Genomic DNA, 16,041 nt, shown 5'->3' on the forward strand with positions numbered 1-16,041 from the left:
TCCACCTTCTCACTCATCGGTTCACCTGCAATCCCCGCCGGTTGCGAAACAGGACAAGCGGCAGCAGCATGGCGATCAGGAAGCCGAACATCGGCAGAACGACCTGTAACAGGCTGTAGACACCGATTAACCGCCGATTACCGCCCGCGGCCAGCGACACCGCCTCGGTGGTCAGGGTGGCGAAGCGCCCGCCACCGATCAGGATAGTTGGCAGATACTGGCCGATGCTGACGGCAAAGCCCACCGCCATCGCAACCAGTATCGGTCGCAGCAGCATCGGCAGCTTGATCCGCAACCAGATACTGACCGGCGCCCGCCCGAGGCACAGGCCCGTGCGTTTATACCGCTCATCCCAGTGCCGATATGTATCGCCGAGCGATAGAAACACGTAAGGCAGCACAAAGATCATATGCGCCCAGACAAGGCTGATCGCCGATCCATCCAGCCCGGTACTGATCAGCAGCACCTGCATACCGAACAGAAAGGTGACCTGTGGCACCAGCAGGGGCAGATAGAGCAGTAGCACCGCCCGGCGCTGCCATTCTGGTTGCGCACTTCCTATGCGATTGCCAAATGGCCGGTTCTCGGCCTCGTTTTCCAGACAGAGCAACACCAGCAGGATCGCGGCGACAGTGGCGGCAAAGGCAACCCATGCCGAGGTGACAAGCGGCGTCAGCAACTGCCCGTCCAATCGCTGCCAGCCACGCAAACTCCAGCCATCTGGCAAGGCATCGGGAAACCGCCAGTACCCGGCAAACGACCATATGGCGAGTACCACCAGCCCGGCACCGGTGACAACAACCAGACTGCCGGCACCGATCCCCGTCACGCCCCTGATCCAGCCATCGCGGATGCCGCGCTGCCCGGCAGCGGTCCAATATGCCCCGATGACAGCAACCAGACGCTCCAGCAGCAGCCAGACGGCAATCGCGGCCAGCACGAGGCAGAGCTGCACCATGGCCCCTGCCGAGGCAACAAAGCGCAGCGACAGGTCAGGATCATTCATCCAGCGCAACAGCAGCACCGATAATGGCGGCGGTGTGGTTGGTGCCAGCACCATGGCCACATCGACCACCGACATGCTGAAGGCGAGCACGGCCAGCACCGGCAAACGAATAAGCGGATAGATTTGCGGCAGGACCGTTTTCAGCCATCCGGTCATCGCCCCATACCCGAGGGTCATGGCGGTCAGCCGGGTTTTCAGGCCATCGACCTGCCCCAGCGCCGCAATCGTCATCAGCAACAGAAACGGCACCTCCTTCAGCACCAACCCGAAAATCAGCGACAGGCCCCACGGGTCATGAATGATCGCCACATCCGGCGGCTGTGTATAGCCGGTGGCCCATGGCGACAGCAGGCGCATGATCCAGCCGCTGGGTGCGATCAGGAACGCAAGACCAAAGGCAACCGCCACATGCGGCACGGACAACAGCGGTGACAGCAACCGCTCCAGCCGGGTGAACCAGACAGTGCCATGCCAGGCGGCACAGAACAGAATGACAATCAGCAGGGAACAGGCGGTGGCGGCAAAGCCGGTGACCCATGACAACCGGATCGACACCCGGATACCGGGCGTTGCCAGCAGGTCGGCAAAGGCCGAGAGGCCAAAGCTGTCAGCGCCGAGCGATGGCAGATAGCCGAATGCCGGCAGAACAGTGCAGAGCAGACCGGCCAGCACCGGCCCCAGCATCAGGATCAGCGTGACAATCGGTGCGAGGCGCAAGACTCCGGACATGCCAAATCAATCCGGCGCTGTTACTGGCCGGTGCCGTAACGGCGCATCCATTCATCCTCGGCAAATTCCATCCAGCTTGGATGCGGCTCGAGCAGTGGCGAGCCGAGCTGCTCCGGCGTCAGGGTCGCGATACCGAGCGAGAGCGCCTCGAACCGCGCACGATCGGCGCTATCTAGGGCAGCCACGTCGAGCACCGTGCCATCGCCCCAAACTTCCGGGTCCTGCTTGTGCGCCTGTGCTAGGGGCGACATCAGGAAGTCTGCGACCACCATGGCTCCCGCCTTGTGGGCGGCGTTGTAGGGAATGGCAACAAAATGCGTATTACCAATGGTGCCGTCATCGAGCACGAAGCTGCGGACGGTATTGGGCAATTCATCATTGGCAATAGCGGTGCTGGCCTCGGACGGGCTGAAGGATACCGCCACATCAATCTCGCCATCAGCCATCAGGCTGCGCTGTGCCGCCCCGTTTTGCGGAAACACCTTGCCATTGCGCCAGAGCTGCGGATGCAGCGCATCAAGATAGGCCCAAAGCCCGGCGGCCTTGTCGGCAAATTCTTCTGCCGTTACCGGCATCAACAGTTCTGCCGGGTCGTCGATTACCTCATACAGCGCCTGTTTCAGGAAGGTCGAGCCGAGGAAATCCGGCGGCTGCGGATAGGTGAAGCGGCCGGGATTGCGGGCAACCCAATCGGCGAGCGCTGCCATGGATGATGGTGGCGTATCGAGCCGGGCCGTATCGTAATAGAACACCACCTGCGCCATGCCCCATGGGGCTTCGAGGCCATCAACCGGCACGGTAAAGTCAATGCGGGTGGTCGGCTTGCCGCTGGTATCGACCAGCGCATAATTCGGCATTTCTTCCGACCATGGGCCATAGAGCAGCCCCTGTTGCTTCATCGCGGCAAAGTTCTCACCATTGATCCAGATCAGGTCAACCGCACCGCCCTCGTCGCGCCCGGCCTGTTTCTCGGCCAGCACCCGGCTTACCGCCTCTGCCGTATCGGCAAGTTTTACATGGGTAACGGTCACGCCATAGCGCGCGGCGACCTCATCACCGACCCAGTCGATATAGTCATTGATCCGCGTCTCCCCGCCCCAGGCATACCAGTAAACCGTCTGTCCCTTTGCAGCCGCTTTCACGGCATCCCAATCCGCCGGATCGGCAGCGGCAGCAATCTGCAGTGGCAGAATGGTGGCAATCAGGAGCGTCAGGCAGGATTTGATGAATGGCGGCATGGCTATGGCTTTATGCGGAAAATGACAGCAGCCCGCCGTTGTTAGCATGTCCGGCAGCGGCGGCTGAACAACGAATCATCACATTCGGTTGATGGTCATGCCGATAATCATCACCAGACAAACAAACTTGGGCAAACAAAAAGAGAGCCGGAAATTCCGGCTCTCTTCTCAAATTCGGCAGTGACTGCAGATCAGGCGGCGATATCGTCTTCGCGCGGGCTGTTGAGCATGGCGCGCATGGCGGTGCCCAGATAGCCGTCATCATCAAACAGCTCGACCATTTCTTCCTTGGTCAGGTTATCGCGGTTGAGGACTTCATTGACCGCTTTTTCGAAGTCGCGCTCGGCAATCTTGCGGCGGCGATCATCGAGACTGGTAACATTACCATCTGCACAAAAGATCATGTTCTTCACCTTTGAATGACATAACCGTGCGCCATCCCGACGCCGGTATTGGTTCGTAAACAGCCCCAACATCAAGAAAGCAGCAAGCATCGCCTTGTCTTAAGTCGAAAAAATCCGCTCAGAGTGTCGATACATGCACTGGCAAGGAACATGGGGCGATCAGCGTGCCGGTCAATCCCGTTCCATGCAGACTTGTGTTCAAGCCGTTTTTGTTACTTGGTTGAGGCCGTTTTTGCGCCTTTTTTCACCAAAAATCAAGATTTGTTTCGAGCGCAAACAAATGGTCCGATCCTCAAGCGCGGCAAGGTTTCCACTTGCTTTACCGGGCCGGATTGGAAACAACCATGCCGACGAACCACATAGCACCCGTTCAGGCCAAATCATGCCCACCACCATCCCGCCCCTTGCCGATCTGCTCGACCCGATCCGTGATTACGCCCGCCGCGCCGGTGCGGTCATCATGACCCATTATCAGCCCGGCGGCATGGGGGACGATGTTGAGGCCAAGGGCGATGGCAGCCCGGTAACCGCCGCTGATCGTGAGGCCGAAGCAATCATCACGCCGTTGCTCAACGCCCTGACGCCCGAGATTCCGGTTATCGGTGAAGAAGCGGCCTCTGCCGGTGATCTGCCGGAGATCAAACAGGGACCGTTCTGGCTCGTCGACCCGCTCGACGGCACCAAGGGCTTCATCAAGGGATCTGGCGAATTTACCGTCAACATTGCCCTGATCGTCGATCAGCGCCCGGTACTGGGTGTGATCTATGCCCCGGCCTTCGATGAGGAGTTCGGCGGCTACGGCATAGACACCGCCTTCATGAAACAGGGCGATGGCGCGGACCAACCGATCAGCGTCACCTCCCCGCCACCGGCAAAGGTCCGGGTGACCGCGAGCAAGAACCACCGCAACCAGTCCGCCCTCGACGCCTTTCTGGCCGGTCGTGAGGTCGCCGATTGCGATGCCCGCAGCAGTTCGCTGAAATTCTGTGAGGTTGCCGCCGGTCGCGCCGATATCTATCCGCGCTTCGGCCCGACCTGCGAATGGGATACGGCGGCTGGCCATGCGATTCTGGAAGCTGCCGGTGGTCTGGTCACCGACGTGAATGGCGGACCGTTCGAGTACGGCAAGGCCGACCGCAAGTTTCTCAATGACAGCTTTATCGCCTGGGGTGGCACCGATCCTGCCGAGTGGTTTGCCAAAACCGGCTCATGAGATACCAGACACTCTGCGAGGCTGCCCTTGCCGCACTGAATGCGGCTGATCCGATGGACAAGATCGCGATCACCGAGGAAGTGGTCGCCGACTGGCGCTATGGCCGCCTGCAGCTGATCGGTGAAGCAGAACCGCCCGAACGTCCGGCCCGGCTGGAGCAACCGGAATTGCTACCGCCATCGGCCATGCCGAAACGCAGCAAGGCGAGCAGCAAGAGCGGACGCATCGCCCTGCTCCACGCCCTCGCCCATATCGAGCTGAACGCGATAGACCTGTCATGGGACATCATCGCCCGATTTGCGCCCATGCGCGACGTACCCGGCGTCGAGCGCGGCAATGAGGCCGATACGCTGCCCCTCACCCGTGCCTTCTTCAATGACTGGGTCATGGTCGCTGCAGATGAGGCACGCCATCACAAGCTGCTGCAGGAACGGCTGGCATCGCTCGGTGCCCGTTATGGCGATCTGCCTGCCCATGACGGGCTATGGCAGAGCAGCATGGATACCGCCCATGACATTGCCGCCCGGCTCGCCATCGTACCGATGGTGCTCGAAGCGCGCGGGCTTGACGTCACCCCGGCGATGATCGACAGCCTGCAAGGCCATGGCGACCACATCAGCGCCCGGCTGCTGCAGATCGTCCATGATGATGAGATCAACCATGTGGCAATCGGCTGGCGCTGGTTCGATTATGTCTGTGCCCAGCGTCAGATCGAGACCATTCCCGCCTGGCAGGAACTGGTCCGCAAATATTTCCACGGCCAGATCAAACGCCCCTTCAACACCCTGTCCCGCCTCAAGGCCGGCATGGCACCGGAAATGTATGAACCCCTCGCCGATGAGGCAAAGCAGGGCTAGATCGCCATGCCGCGTTTTGGCGGCTCGGCTGCTGGGGCTGCCGGGCGGCGATCGCGCCAGCGCTCGAGCGCATCTGGTTTGAAGCTCACCGGGATCGAGTCCTCATCGTTCCACAGCGGTGGCGCATAACCGCCCTCGGCACCGGGTTTCATATCACCGAGGTTCATCTGCTCCAGCAATGCCGGCACCGTATTGTTGACGGTCTTCAGCAGTTCCATCTCACGGGTCATATGCTCGTATTGCGCGATCAGGGCGCTCCGCTTGTCCATATCAACCAGCGCCTCAAAACCTTCCTGACCACGGCGCTGCAGGATAGCACTGTTCAGGCGGTTGAAATTCTGTGCCGTCCGCAGCAGAGCCATATCGAGGTTATCGGTAAATTCCGGGCGACGCATGATCGGTGCATTCGGGCTGGACAGCCCGGCCTTGGCCTCATGCTCCTCGATATAGTCGGCGGTGGCATTGACGAACCGGCGGGTCCGGTCGCGAATACCCTCTTCAAACTGGGCAATGGTCTGGCAGGGCAATTCATCGACATCGGCCTGACCATAGGGCGTGCTGGTGTCAAAGGCACGGTAGGCGAGACGATCCTTGCCCGCCAGGACAACAGCGGTTACCGCGCCATCCTGACTGGCAGCCTCGATACAGACATAGCCCAGCTCACCGGGGCTCGGGCTGCGCGTCTCTGGGACTGCCGGAAGGTTGGCATCAGGCACAACGGCCTGCACCTGATAAAGCTGTGCACCCTGGGTGAAGGCATTGAATGCCGCCTCTTCGGCGGAGACAGCGCCCGGCGTTGTGGCAGCGACAGCCGCCAACAGCGCCTGCGCACCACGGCGCATCCGGCGCTCATGGGACGCATCCTTACGGTTGCGGCGTGGTTGTGAATGACCGGATGGGAAAGTTTTGGGAGACATAAACAATCCTATTCATCTGCATGATGCATTCATGGGCTACGTCCAATCAGCCATGAAAGTCATCAGCCAAGTTGACCAGATGAAATCGCTTTATGCCGGGTTCAGGAAAATTTCCAGAAATTTTTGCTAAAATTTGAGGCACGCCGTCAGAACGCAATATTCTTGCCCGATTTTTGGGCAGGTCCACTGACCTAGCAGATGCAAAAAATCCGTTTCGCAGTCGCAATATCAGGGTTCAACTGCTAGCTTGTTTTTCAATAAACAAGACACCATCCAAGCAAGCGAAACCGAGAGATTTTCTATGCCAAGCGATCAGGCGATTCTGAGTAATGATATTTTTGGCCATTTCGATGCCAACCGTACAATCCTGCTCGCCAGTGCGATGCGCGACATTGCCCGTCAGGCAGGTGAGTTGACCGAAAAAATGCGCCTTGCCGGTGTTACGCCGGAGATCAAGTCAGACGGCTCGGTCGTCACCCCCGCTGACCGGGCATCGGAACGCCTGATCGCCGAACAGCTGCATATGATCATGAAGGATTACGAGGATATCCTGCCCGCTGGCACGGCCTTTGTCGGGGAGGAAGCGATCGAGGCGGGTGACAAGCCCGACACCAGTGCTGGCAACTTCTTCGTCGTCGACCCGATCGATGCCACCAAGAACTTCGTCGAAGGTGAGCCGGGTGTAGACCTCTACACCATCAATATCGGGCTGGTGCTGAACAATATCCCGTTTCTGGGCGTGATCCACGAACCGGTGAGCGGCGATCAGATTGCCACCCGCGACCATGTCAGTTCGGTGATCTCAATCGCCGGGGGCATTGATATTGATCTGGTACCCGGTGTTGAGAACGACCAGAACGGCGACCCGCTGCGCAATTACAAGCGCGGTGCCATGAGCTATGCCGATCTGGTTCGCGGTACGCTGAAGAAGGTCAGCCACGGCAAATCCTATGAATGGGATACGGCAGCACAGGATGCGATCCTGCGCACCCTCGGCACCCGGATCACGCTGCAGTCAACCGGCGAGCCCCTGCCCTATAACAAGGTTGAGGACAAATTCTTCAACCCGCCGATAATTGCCCGGATGTAAAAGCTGAAGGCGACGGAAATCAGGCGTTTGCCGCCTGTTCCGTCTCTTCCGAGCCATGGACACGGGCAGCCAGTGCCGCCTGCAGGTAATCATCGATGTCGCCATCGAGCACGGCCTGCGCATTACCTTTCTCAACGCCGGTACGCAGATCCTTGATCATCTGATAGGGCTGCAGGACATATGAGCGGATCTGATGACCCCAGCCGATATCGCTCTTCTCCGCATTATCGGCTGCGGCAGCATCCTCACGCTTCTGCAACTCAAGCTCATAGAGCTTGGCTTTCAGCATCTTCATCGCCTTGTCGCGGTTCTTGTGCTGTGAGCGCTCTTGCTGACAGGCAACAACAACCCCGGTCGGCTGGTGAGTTATCCGCACCGCACTGTCGGTGGTGTTCACGTGCTGACCACCGGCACCACTGGCGCGATAGGTATCGATCTTCAAATCCTTTTCTAGGATTTCGATCTCGATACTGTCATCAATCACCGGCGATATCTGAACCGCGGCAAAGCTGGTGTGGCGACGGGCATTGCTGTCGAATGGCGAAATACGGACCAGACGGTGCACACCGTTCTCGGTCTTCATCCAGCCATAGGCATTATGCCCCTTGATCTGGACCGTTACGGACTTCAGCCCGGCCTCATCACCGGCATGCTCATCGAGCACCTCGGTCTTGTAGCCACGGCCATCGGCCCAGCGCAGATACATACGCAGCATGATCTGCACCCAGTCCTGCGCCTCGGTACCGCCGGCACCGGCATTGATCTCGAGATAGCAGTCATTGGCATCGGCCTCACCGGACAGCAGGCTTTCCAGCTCCAGCTCCGCCGCCCGCTTCTTAAGCTGGGCAAGCGCCTTCTCCGCCTCCGCGATGATCTCCTGATCATCCTCCATCTCGGCGAGTTCGATCATCTCGATATTGTCGTTGAGTTCGCGCTCAATGTTTTTGAATGAGGTAATGCCGTCATCCAGCGCCGTGCGCTCACGCATTACCTTTTGTGCCTGATCCGGGTTGTTCCAGAGGTCGGGATCCTCGGCCAGAGCGTTCAGTTCTTCCAGACGTTTGACAGCGACGTCAAAGTCAAAGATGCCTCCTCAGCAGTGCCATGGATGCTTTTACAGCATCCACCACCGCTTGCGTTTCAGCGCGCATAGTAAACCCATTCGTTACGGCGAGATTGGAAAAATTCTTGTGGGCTCTGGATATAAACTGCAGCGCCCGACGTCAATAGAGACCACCGGTACCGCTGCCAATTCCCGCTGGCTCACCGGTCGGGTCCTGACTGATGGCAGGCTGGACACGGCCCCGGCTGATCTTGCCATCATTACCGAGCATCATCGGCTGGCCATCCGGTTCGGTGCCCGGCATGAAGGCTTCCCAGAGCGTACCGGAACCGCTGTCATTGGCACGGGTACCGGTCGCGCCATTGATCCGCACCAGACGCACACCATCCGGCACGCGGAACGGTATGGCAGGCAAGCCACCGGCGGCCTGCAACTGTTCGAGGAAGTCCTTAACCACAGGGGCAGCAACGCTACTGCCGGTTTCCCGGGGCCCCAGCGGGATCGGATCATCGAAGCCGATGAAGGTACCGACGACGAGGTTCGGGGTAATGCCCATGAACCATGTGTCGCGGCCATCATTGGTGGTACCGGTCTTGCCCGCCAGCGGCACGCCGAGGCTGGCAAGACGGCGGGCGGTGCCGCGCTCGACCGTTCCTTCCATGATATGCACGATCTGATAGACATTGCGCGGATCGGCGACCTGTCTGCGCTGATCGGGAATGGCCGGGACCGACATGGATGCCTGCCAGACCATGGAGCGGCAGCCATCACAGGGGCGCTGGTCATGCCGCCAGATCGGATGGCCGTCGCGGTCCTGCACCTGATCGATAACGCTCGGTTCGATCCATTTGCCGCCATTGGCCAGCATGCCATAGGCGGTGGCCAGCTCGACCAGTGTCACCTCACCGGCACCAAGCGCCATGGACAGGGTCGCCGGAATATTCAGATCGAGACCAAACCGCGCTGCCGTCTGTTTGATGACCTCAGCACCGATATACTGGGCGATCCGCACGGTCATGACGTTGCGGGACTTCTCGATACCAACGCGCAGTGGTGTCGGACCATAAAATTCGCGGCTGTAATTCTGTGGCTTCCAGTTGCCGAGACCGGCGCCCTGATCGAACACGATTGGCGCATCATTGATCAGCGTCGCCGGGGTCAGGCCGTTTTCCAATGCCGAGAGATAGACAAACGGCTTGAACGCCGAACCGGGCTGGCGCTTGGCCTGGGTCACACGGTTGAACTGGCTGTCATTGAAGTTGAAACCGCCCTCAAGCGCCAGCACGCGGCCGGTATGGGGATCAAGCGCGATGATACCACCCTCAACCGCCGGGATCTGGCGCAGCGAAAACTGCCCCTCAATCGCCTCACCATCATCATTCTGCAGCGGCTGAACCAGAACGACATCGCCAACCGACAACACCTGTCCGGCGCTGGTCGGCCTTTCACCGAAACGCTGGTCGGGCAGCCATTTGCGTGCCCAGCTTAGCCCATCGAAAGGAATCTCCGCCCGTTTGCCGCTGGCAAAGCCGATTTCGGCAGACTGGTCGTGAACCGTCAGGACAACGGCATATTCCCAATCGGGCCGACCGAGATGCGGTGGCAGTTCGGCAAGTTGGGCCGCCCAGTCATCCATGCTCTCGAAGCTCTGCAATGGCCCGCGCCAGCCATGGCGGCGGTCATAGGCCTCAAGACCATTACGCAAGGCCCGTGTCGCCATGACCTGCATGGCCGGTTCCAGCGAGGTGCGGACGGACAGACCACCATCATAGAGTGCATCAGCACCGAACCGGTCAAACAGCCGACGGCGCACCTCTTCGGTGAAGTGTCCTGCCTCGACAAACTGCTCGTCACGGCCTTCGACAGCGTTCAACTCACTGGCCCATGCCGTATCCGCCTCGGCCTGTGTGATATAGCCGTCTTCGAGCATCCGCTTGATGACATAGTTGCGCCGGGCAATCGCTGCCTCGCGCTTGCGGATCGGATGGTAGTTGTTCGGCGCTTTCGGCAATGCTGCCAGATAGGCCATTTCAGACAGTTCGAGTTCATCCAGCGACTTGTCGAAATAGTTCAGTGCGGCGGCGGCAACACCGTAGGAACCACGACCTAGATAGATTTCATTGAGATACAGCTCAATGATCTGGTCCTTGGTGAAGGCGCGCTCGATACGAACGGCGAGAATTGCCTCCTTGGCCTTGCGCTCGATACTGACCTCATTGGTCAGCAGGAAATTCTTGGCCACCTGCTGGGTAATGGTCGATGCCCCTTCCGGGCGGCGACCGGTGCCAATGGCTTGCAGGTTGCTGAGGGCAGCACGGGCAATACCACGGAAATCCAGCCCGATATGGTTGAAGAAATTCTGATCCTCGGACGCGACAAAGGCACGGACCAGCTGCGGCGGCATGGATTCAACCGGGACGAATACCCGTTTCTGACGGGCAAATTCCTCAAGCAACTGGCCGTCACCCGCATGAACCCGGGTCACCACCGGCGGCTCATAGCGGTTGAGCTGGTCAAATTCCGGCAGGCCGGCACCGTAGTGATGCAGCACATAGAGCAGTCCACCAACGGCAAGCACGCCGCCGAACAGGCCGAGCGCCACAAGGCTGAGCAGCAATTTTCCCAGAAATTTCATCAGCTTCCAAACAGTGCTTAAAGTCCACTATGCCGCCCGACAAAACATCTGCCAGACAGCTTGTTGGTTGATATAGCCATCAATAAGTGGCGCTGCCATGGCAATATTCAAAAACATGGCTGGCTTACCACCAGCGTGGCAGCTCGCCCGCCCAGTCGGGCTATTCTCCCGCCGCCACCTGACCACGACCGGCAAAATACTGGTCGATACCGGACAACAGCGCATCGGTGATGCGGTCCCGGTAATCCCGTGACGCCAGCAGTTTCGCGTCATTGGCATTCGACAGATAGCCGAGTTCCACCAGCACCGAGGGCACATCTGCAGATTTCAACACGGCAAAACCGGCGAAACGGTGGGTGCGCTTGAGCACCTTGATGCCCTGCTTGCGGATTTCATCGACCAGAACATTGGCAACGCCCCGACTGTCATTCACCGTTTCACGCATGGCGAGATCAATCAGGATGCTGGCCACATCATCGCTCTGGACCCCGAGATCGACACCGGCAATGGCATCGGTGCGGTTCTCACGTGCCGCCAGTCGGGCCGCCTCCCTGTCTGAGGCACGCTCGGACAGGGTATAGACCGAGGCACCACGCACACTCGGCTCCGGATTGGCATCGGCATGAAGTGACATGAAAAAGTCGGCGCCGAACCCGCGCGCCGTGGTCACGCGGTCGCGCAGGTGAATATAGCTGTCATCCTCACGGGTCAGTCTGGCCCGATAGCGACCGCTGCCTTCAATTTTGGCAGCCAGCATTTTGGCGATATCCAGCACAACATTCTTCTCGAGCATCCCGTTGGCAGAGCGAGCACCCGGATCATTGCCGCCATGCCCGGCATCGATCACGATGACCGGCAGATACGGCACGATGCGATTTTCCTGCGGGATATCGGTCGGTTTGACCTGTGGAATTGGCGGTAGGGCAAGGGCTGCAACAGCACCTGCACCGGGGCTGACCTGCGGCACCGGTCGGCCCATGCCCTCGATATCGAGAATGAACCGGTAGGCGTGCTCATCGGCCATCGGCTCACTATAGACGGTCGCGACCCGCGACGGGTCGGCCGACGTCAGGGATAGACGCCAGATATTGCCGTCGAGCTGCTGCCAGTTATAGCCGGTGATAACGCCATATCCCTCACCACCCGCGACACCCGGATCATCAAGGCCATCGCGGAAATCAATGGTTACGGTCGTGCCATCCGGCTGCTGCTCGACCCGATAGCGCGGCGGTGTCGGCAAGGTCAGCATCAGCCGGGTATTGCCATTGGCATACTCGAAGATCGGCTCACCCGATGCGGTTGGGCTGGTGGCATATGACACGGGCATGCCGAGCACCACTGCCAAAAGACAGAGCGTTGCCGCGGCAAGCACCCGCAAAAATATGCCCCTGAGAGATAAAATCATGCCCCCGTTATGCCGTGTCCGGGGATGTTTTTGCAACGTCAAACGGGGTTCGGTGAATAAGAGAATTGTTCTTCTGTTCATGACAGGCTATGTTGCGTCTGCGACATTATGTTTGCTGCAAGTTGACAGACCAAAACCGTCGGAAAACTTGGGTAATCAGGCCGACTGTCCGCATCGATCGACCGCGTCATATTGAGCCGAGGTCGGGATTCGGATACCGCGCCAGCACTTGATAAACAGATTTTACCGCGTTTTCAGGCACGCGATTGCTGCCACAGAATGCGGTCCATACGGGTAAAAATATCCTGCAATCACAGCCTCGATTCTGTGGATTGCTATCAAGCTCTGATTAGCCCAACCCGCCCGGCGCGATTGTCCGGTTGCTTGCGCCCCCAAAATTTGACGTAACGCTGGTTGCCAAGGCTTTTCATGCCCGATTTCATCGGAAACACGCTACCCAAGGATTTTGAGCAGGTTAGCGACCCGATCATCTCAACATTTATACTCGGTGCCGACCGAGCGAACGACGCTGTCCGCACCGTACCCTTGCCAGCGGGACGCAGATCAATCATCCCGTTCAACCACATAACTTGCGCCCCGCCCGCCATGTGTCGCCGTGGCCCCGCGAACGCGCATCAGGATTTATCGCATGACCAAACGCATGCTGATCGACGCGACCCAGGAGGAGGAAATCCGGGTTGCACTCGTCGATGGGAACAAACTTACTGAATACGACTTCGAGTCCCAGACCCGCCGCCAGTTAAAAGGCAATATCTACCTCGCCCGCATCACTCGGGTCGAACCGTCATTGCAGGCGGCGTTTGTCGAATATGGCGGCAATCGCCACGGCTTCCTCGCCTTTTCTGAAATCCACCCGGATTACTATCAGATCCCTGTGGCTGACCGCGAAGCACTGCTTGAGGATGTGGAACTCGACGATGACGAGATCATCATCGACGAGGAAGCCAATGGCGACGATACCGTTGCGGCAGACGCTGACGCTTCCGAAGATGCATCCGACACGGATGAGAACGCTGCTTCTGATGATGATGCCGACGAGGCAACTGCCGAAGCGGACAGCGACGCATCCGACGACGATGCCGAGGAAGCTGCGGCCGATGACGAGGACGCTGCCGACGAGGACGATCCGGAAGCCAATGAGCGTGAGCAGAAGAAGCGCCGCACCCAGCGCCTGCTCCGCAAGTACAAGATTCAGGAAGTCATCAAGCGTCGCCAGATCATGCTGGTTCAAGTCGCCAAGGAAGAGCGCGGCTCAAAGGGTGCGGCCCTGACCACCTATCTGTCGCTTGCCGGTCGTTATTGCGTCCTGATGCCAAACAGCCCGCGTGGCGGTGGCGTCAGCCGCAAGATCACCAATTTCAAAGACCGCAAGCGGATGAAGGAACTGATCTCCTCACTCGAGGTGCCATCAGGCATGTCCGTCATCCTGCGTACCGCCGGTGTCGAGCGCACCAAGGTGGAAATCCGCCGTGACCTCGACTATCTGCTGCGCCAATGGGACAGCATCCGCGAACTGACCCTCAAGTCACAGGCCCCTGCCCTGATCTATGAGGAAGGCGATCTGATCAAGCGCGCGATGCGGGATATGTATACGCGCGACATTGATGAAGTGCTGATCGGCGGCGAGCAAGGCTACCGCAACGCCAAGGACTTCATGAAGATGCTGATGCCGAGCCATGCCAAGCGCATCCAGCAATCCAAGGAAGACGATCTGCCGCTGTTCTCCCGCTTCCATGTGGAGAGCCAGATCAACGAGATTCACGAGCCGATTGTCCAGCTTCGCTCCGGTGGCTATCTGGTCATCAACCCGACCGAGGCGCTGGTATCGATCGATATCAACTCCGGTCGCGCGACCAAGGAACGGCATATCGAGGAAACCGCCCTCAACACCAACCTTGAGGCAGCCCGGGAAATCGCCCGTCAGGTACGCCTGCGTGATCTCGCCGGTCTGATCGTGATCGACTTCATCGATATGGAGGAGAACCGCAACAACCGTGCGGTCGAGCGCAGGCTGAAGGAATCCCTCAAGGGTGACCGGGCGCGTATCCAGCTTGGCAATATCTCGAATTTCGGCCTGCTGGAGTTTTCCCGCCAGCGCCTGCGCCCGAGCCTGATCGAGAGCAGCTTCGAGCCATGCATCTACAGTCAGGGCACCGGTTACCGCCGTACGGTGGAATCCTCTGCCCTGCAGGCCCTGCGCAACATGCAGGAAGAGATCGCCCGGACCAAGGCCGATGCCCTGCAGGTTACCGTGGATCGTGAGGTTGCAGCCTATCTGCTGAACCAGAAGCGCCGCCAGTTGATCAATCTCGAGGATCGCTTCAACGTCTCACTCACCATCATCGGTGATGATACGGTCATTCGCCCTGAGTGCCGCATTGAGCGGGTCAAGACCGATGACCAGCAGACCACCCGTTACATTCCGGTCTCCGCGAGCCGCAGCAATGCGCAGTTTGATGAGGATGAGGACGAGAATACCGGCAATGACGAGGGCCGTCGCGGACGTGGCCGCGGCAGAGGTCGCGGACGTGGTCGTGGACGCGACCGCAATCAGGACGACACTGCTCAGGATCGTGATGAGGATCGTCAGGAAGCGGGCGATGGTGATGGTGAGGAAAACGGTGGTCGCCGTCGTCGTCGCCGTCGTCGTGGCCGTCGCGGTCGCCGTGACGACAATGCGGTCGAGACGACAGAGAACGAGAATCAGGATGCAACAGCAGAGGATGGCGATGACGCCACCGATGCCGATGCTTCCGGCGATAACGACAATGATGGCGAACAGGGTGATGAAGGCCGTGGCCGTCGTCGTCGCCGTGGCCGCCGTGGTGGTCGCCGTCGTGGCAACCGGAACCAGTCAGACGAGAACTCTGATGAGTCATCTTCAGACAACAGCGATGATGACGCAGACAATGCATCTGATACCGATTCAAGTGATGCCGTTGCCGAAGAAGTCGCTGCCGATGCTGATAACACTGAGGCTGACACTGCCGTAGAGGAAAAACCGAAGCGCAGCCGCAGCCGTCGCAAGCCAAAAGCCGCCGCCGAGGAAGCCAAGGCTGAGGAAGAAGTCACAGCAGAAGCGACAGATAACGCAAAAGCGGATGATGCGACTGAAGAAGCCGAAGCAAAGCCTGCCAAGTCACGCTCACGCAAGCGCACGACGAAGAAGGCCGAGGCTGAAGCAGCCAAGGACGAGACCGAGGTTAAGGACGAAGCCAAAGAAGAGCCTGTGGCCGAGCCCCCTGCTCCGGCTGAGGAAGAACCCGCACCTGCCGCCAAGGCAAAACCCGCCAAGCGCGAACCCGGCCCCGGTGAAAACCTCGTGGTACTGGGTGAAGGCAGTGGTGACGGCGATGGCGACAAGCCACGGCGTGCCGGCTGGTGGAAGAAGCTGGTTTCAACCGAATAATCTCGCGCCAAACGCGCATATGAAAAAGGGGCCAAACGGCCCCTTTTCTTTTTG

General features: G+C 59.2%; 12 protein-coding genes. 4 read left to right on the top strand and 8 right to left on the bottom strand.

Going from position 1 to position 16,041, the window contains the following annotated elements; genetic code table 11:
• Positions 1-13: 13 nt before the first annotated feature.
• The 3 genes from CBB62_09600 to CBB62_09610 all read right to left on the bottom strand — a co-directional run bounded on the left by CBB62_09600 (position 14) and on the right by CBB62_09610 (position 3,377).
• Entirely contained in the window at positions 14-1,735 is a 1,722-nt protein-coding gene (locus CBB62_09600; protein ID OUT42493.1) for an ABC transporter permease, read from the bottom strand.
• A 20-nt stretch (positions 1,736-1,755) separates the two neighbouring features.
• On the bottom strand, positions 1,756-2,973 hold the full coding sequence (locus CBB62_09605; protein OUT42494.1) for an ABC transporter substrate-binding protein: 1,218 nt from the start codon (positions 2,971-2,973) through the stop codon (positions 1,756-1,758).
• 191 nt (positions 2,974-3,164) lie between these two features.
• Positions 3,165-3,377 carry a hypothetical protein gene (locus CBB62_09610; protein ID OUT42495.1) on the bottom strand — a complete coding sequence of 71 codons (213 nt, stop codon included), beginning with the start codon at positions 3,375-3,377 and terminating at the stop codon, positions 3,165-3,167.
• A 382-nt stretch (positions 3,378-3,759) separates the two neighbouring features.
• Between CBB62_09610 and CBB62_09615 the strand changes: the two genes are divergently transcribed.
• A complete protein-coding gene (locus tag CBB62_09615; protein OUT42496.1) occupies positions 3,760-4,590 on the top strand; it encodes a 3'(2'),5'-bisphosphate nucleotidase in 831 nt (276 codons plus the stop codon).
• A complete protein-coding gene (locus tag CBB62_09620; protein OUT42497.1) occupies positions 4,587-5,447 on the top strand; it encodes a rhamnosyltransferase in 861 nt (286 codons plus the stop codon). Before CBB62_09615 ends, CBB62_09620 begins: the two co-directional genes overlap by 4 nt.
• On the opposite strand, the gene CBB62_09625 is transcribed toward CBB62_09620, so the two are convergent.
• The gene (locus CBB62_09625; GenBank protein OUT42498.1) at positions 5,444-6,289 is read right to left on the bottom strand and encodes a hypothetical protein; all 846 of its coding nucleotides are present in this window, start codon (positions 6,287-6,289) and stop codon (positions 5,444-5,446) included. The genes CBB62_09620 and CBB62_09625 overlap by 4 nt on opposite strands.
• A gap of 376 nt (positions 6,290-6,665) precedes the next feature.
• Between CBB62_09625 and CBB62_09630 the strand changes: the two genes are divergently transcribed.
• Positions 6,666-7,454, top strand: coding sequence for a hypothetical protein (locus tag CBB62_09630; GenBank protein ID OUT42499.1), 789 nt, complete (start codon positions 6,666-6,668; stop codon positions 7,452-7,454).
• Positions 7,455-7,473: 19 nt separating this feature from the next.
• Here the strand turns inward: CBB62_09630 and CBB62_09635 are convergent, their stop codons facing one another.
• From CBB62_09635 to CBB62_09650, 4 genes are all read right to left on the bottom strand, one after another.
• The gene (locus CBB62_09635) at positions 7,474-8,502 is read right to left on the bottom strand and encodes a peptide chain release factor 2 (protein ID OUT42500.1); all 1,029 of its coding nucleotides are present in this window, start codon (positions 8,500-8,502) and stop codon (positions 7,474-7,476) included.
• A 175-nt stretch (positions 8,503-8,677) separates the two neighbouring features.
• Entirely contained in the window at positions 8,678-11,155 is a 2,478-nt protein-coding gene (locus CBB62_09640; GenBank protein ID OUT42501.1) for a penicillin-binding protein, read from the bottom strand.
• 157 nt (positions 11,156-11,312) lie between these two features.
• On the bottom strand, positions 11,313-12,638 hold the full coding sequence (locus CBB62_09645; GenBank protein ID OUT42502.1) for a hypothetical protein: 1,326 nt from the start codon (positions 12,636-12,638) through the stop codon (positions 11,313-11,315).
• 257 nt (positions 12,639-12,895) lie between these two features.
• A complete protein-coding gene (locus CBB62_09650; protein OUT42503.1) occupies positions 12,896-13,165 on the bottom strand; it encodes a hypothetical protein in 270 nt (89 codons plus the stop codon).
• 41 nt (positions 13,166-13,206) lie between these two features.
• On the opposite strand from CBB62_09650, the gene CBB62_09655 reads away from it, so the two are divergent.
• Positions 13,207-15,987: a hypothetical protein gene (locus CBB62_09655; protein OUT42504.1), complete on the top strand. Its 2,781-nt coding sequence runs from the start codon at positions 13,207-13,209 to the stop codon at positions 15,985-15,987.
• The last annotated feature ends 54 nt before the right edge of the window (positions 15,988-16,041 follow it).

This window comes from Micavibrio sp. TMED2, assembly GCA_002168225.1.
In the GTDB taxonomy this organism is placed as follows: Bacteria; Pseudomonadota; Alphaproteobacteria; order TMED2; family TMED2; genus TMED2.

Bases quoted from the DNA above. Each gene is read 5' to 3' on its own strand.
- CBB62_09605 (OUT42494.1), bottom strand. From the start codon at position 2,973: ATGCCGCCATTCATCAAATCCTGCCTGACGCTCCTGATTGCCACCATT.
- CBB62_09650 (OUT42503.1), bottom strand. From the start codon at position 13,165: ATGGCGGGCGGGGCGCAAGTTATGTGGTTGAACGGGATGATTGATCTG.
- CBB62_09615 (OUT42496.1), top strand. From the start codon at position 3,760: ATGCCCACCACCATCCCGCCCCTTGCCGATCTGCTCGACCCGATCCGT.
- CBB62_09610 (OUT42495.1), bottom strand. From the start codon at position 3,377: ATGATCTTTTGTGCAGATGGTAATGTTACCAGTCTCGATGATCGCCGC.
- CBB62_09655 (OUT42504.1), top strand. From the start codon at position 13,207: ATGACCAAACGCATGCTGATCGACGCGACCCAGGAGGAGGAAATCCGG.
- CBB62_09630 (OUT42499.1), top strand. From the start codon at position 6,666: ATGCCAAGCGATCAGGCGATTCTGAGTAATGATATTTTTGGCCATTTC.
- CBB62_09645 (OUT42502.1), bottom strand. From the start codon at position 12,638: ATGAACAGAAGAACAATTCTCTTATTCACCGAACCCCGTTTGACGTTG.
- CBB62_09600 (OUT42493.1), bottom strand. From the start codon at position 1,735: ATGTCCGGAGTCTTGCGCCTCGCACCGATTGTCACGCTGATCCTGATG.
- CBB62_09625 (OUT42498.1), bottom strand. From the start codon at position 6,289: ATGCGCCGTGGTGCGCAGGCGCTGTTGGCGGCTGTCGCTGCCACAACG.
- CBB62_09620 (OUT42497.1), top strand. From the start codon at position 4,587: ATGAGATACCAGACACTCTGCGAGGCTGCCCTTGCCGCACTGAATGCG.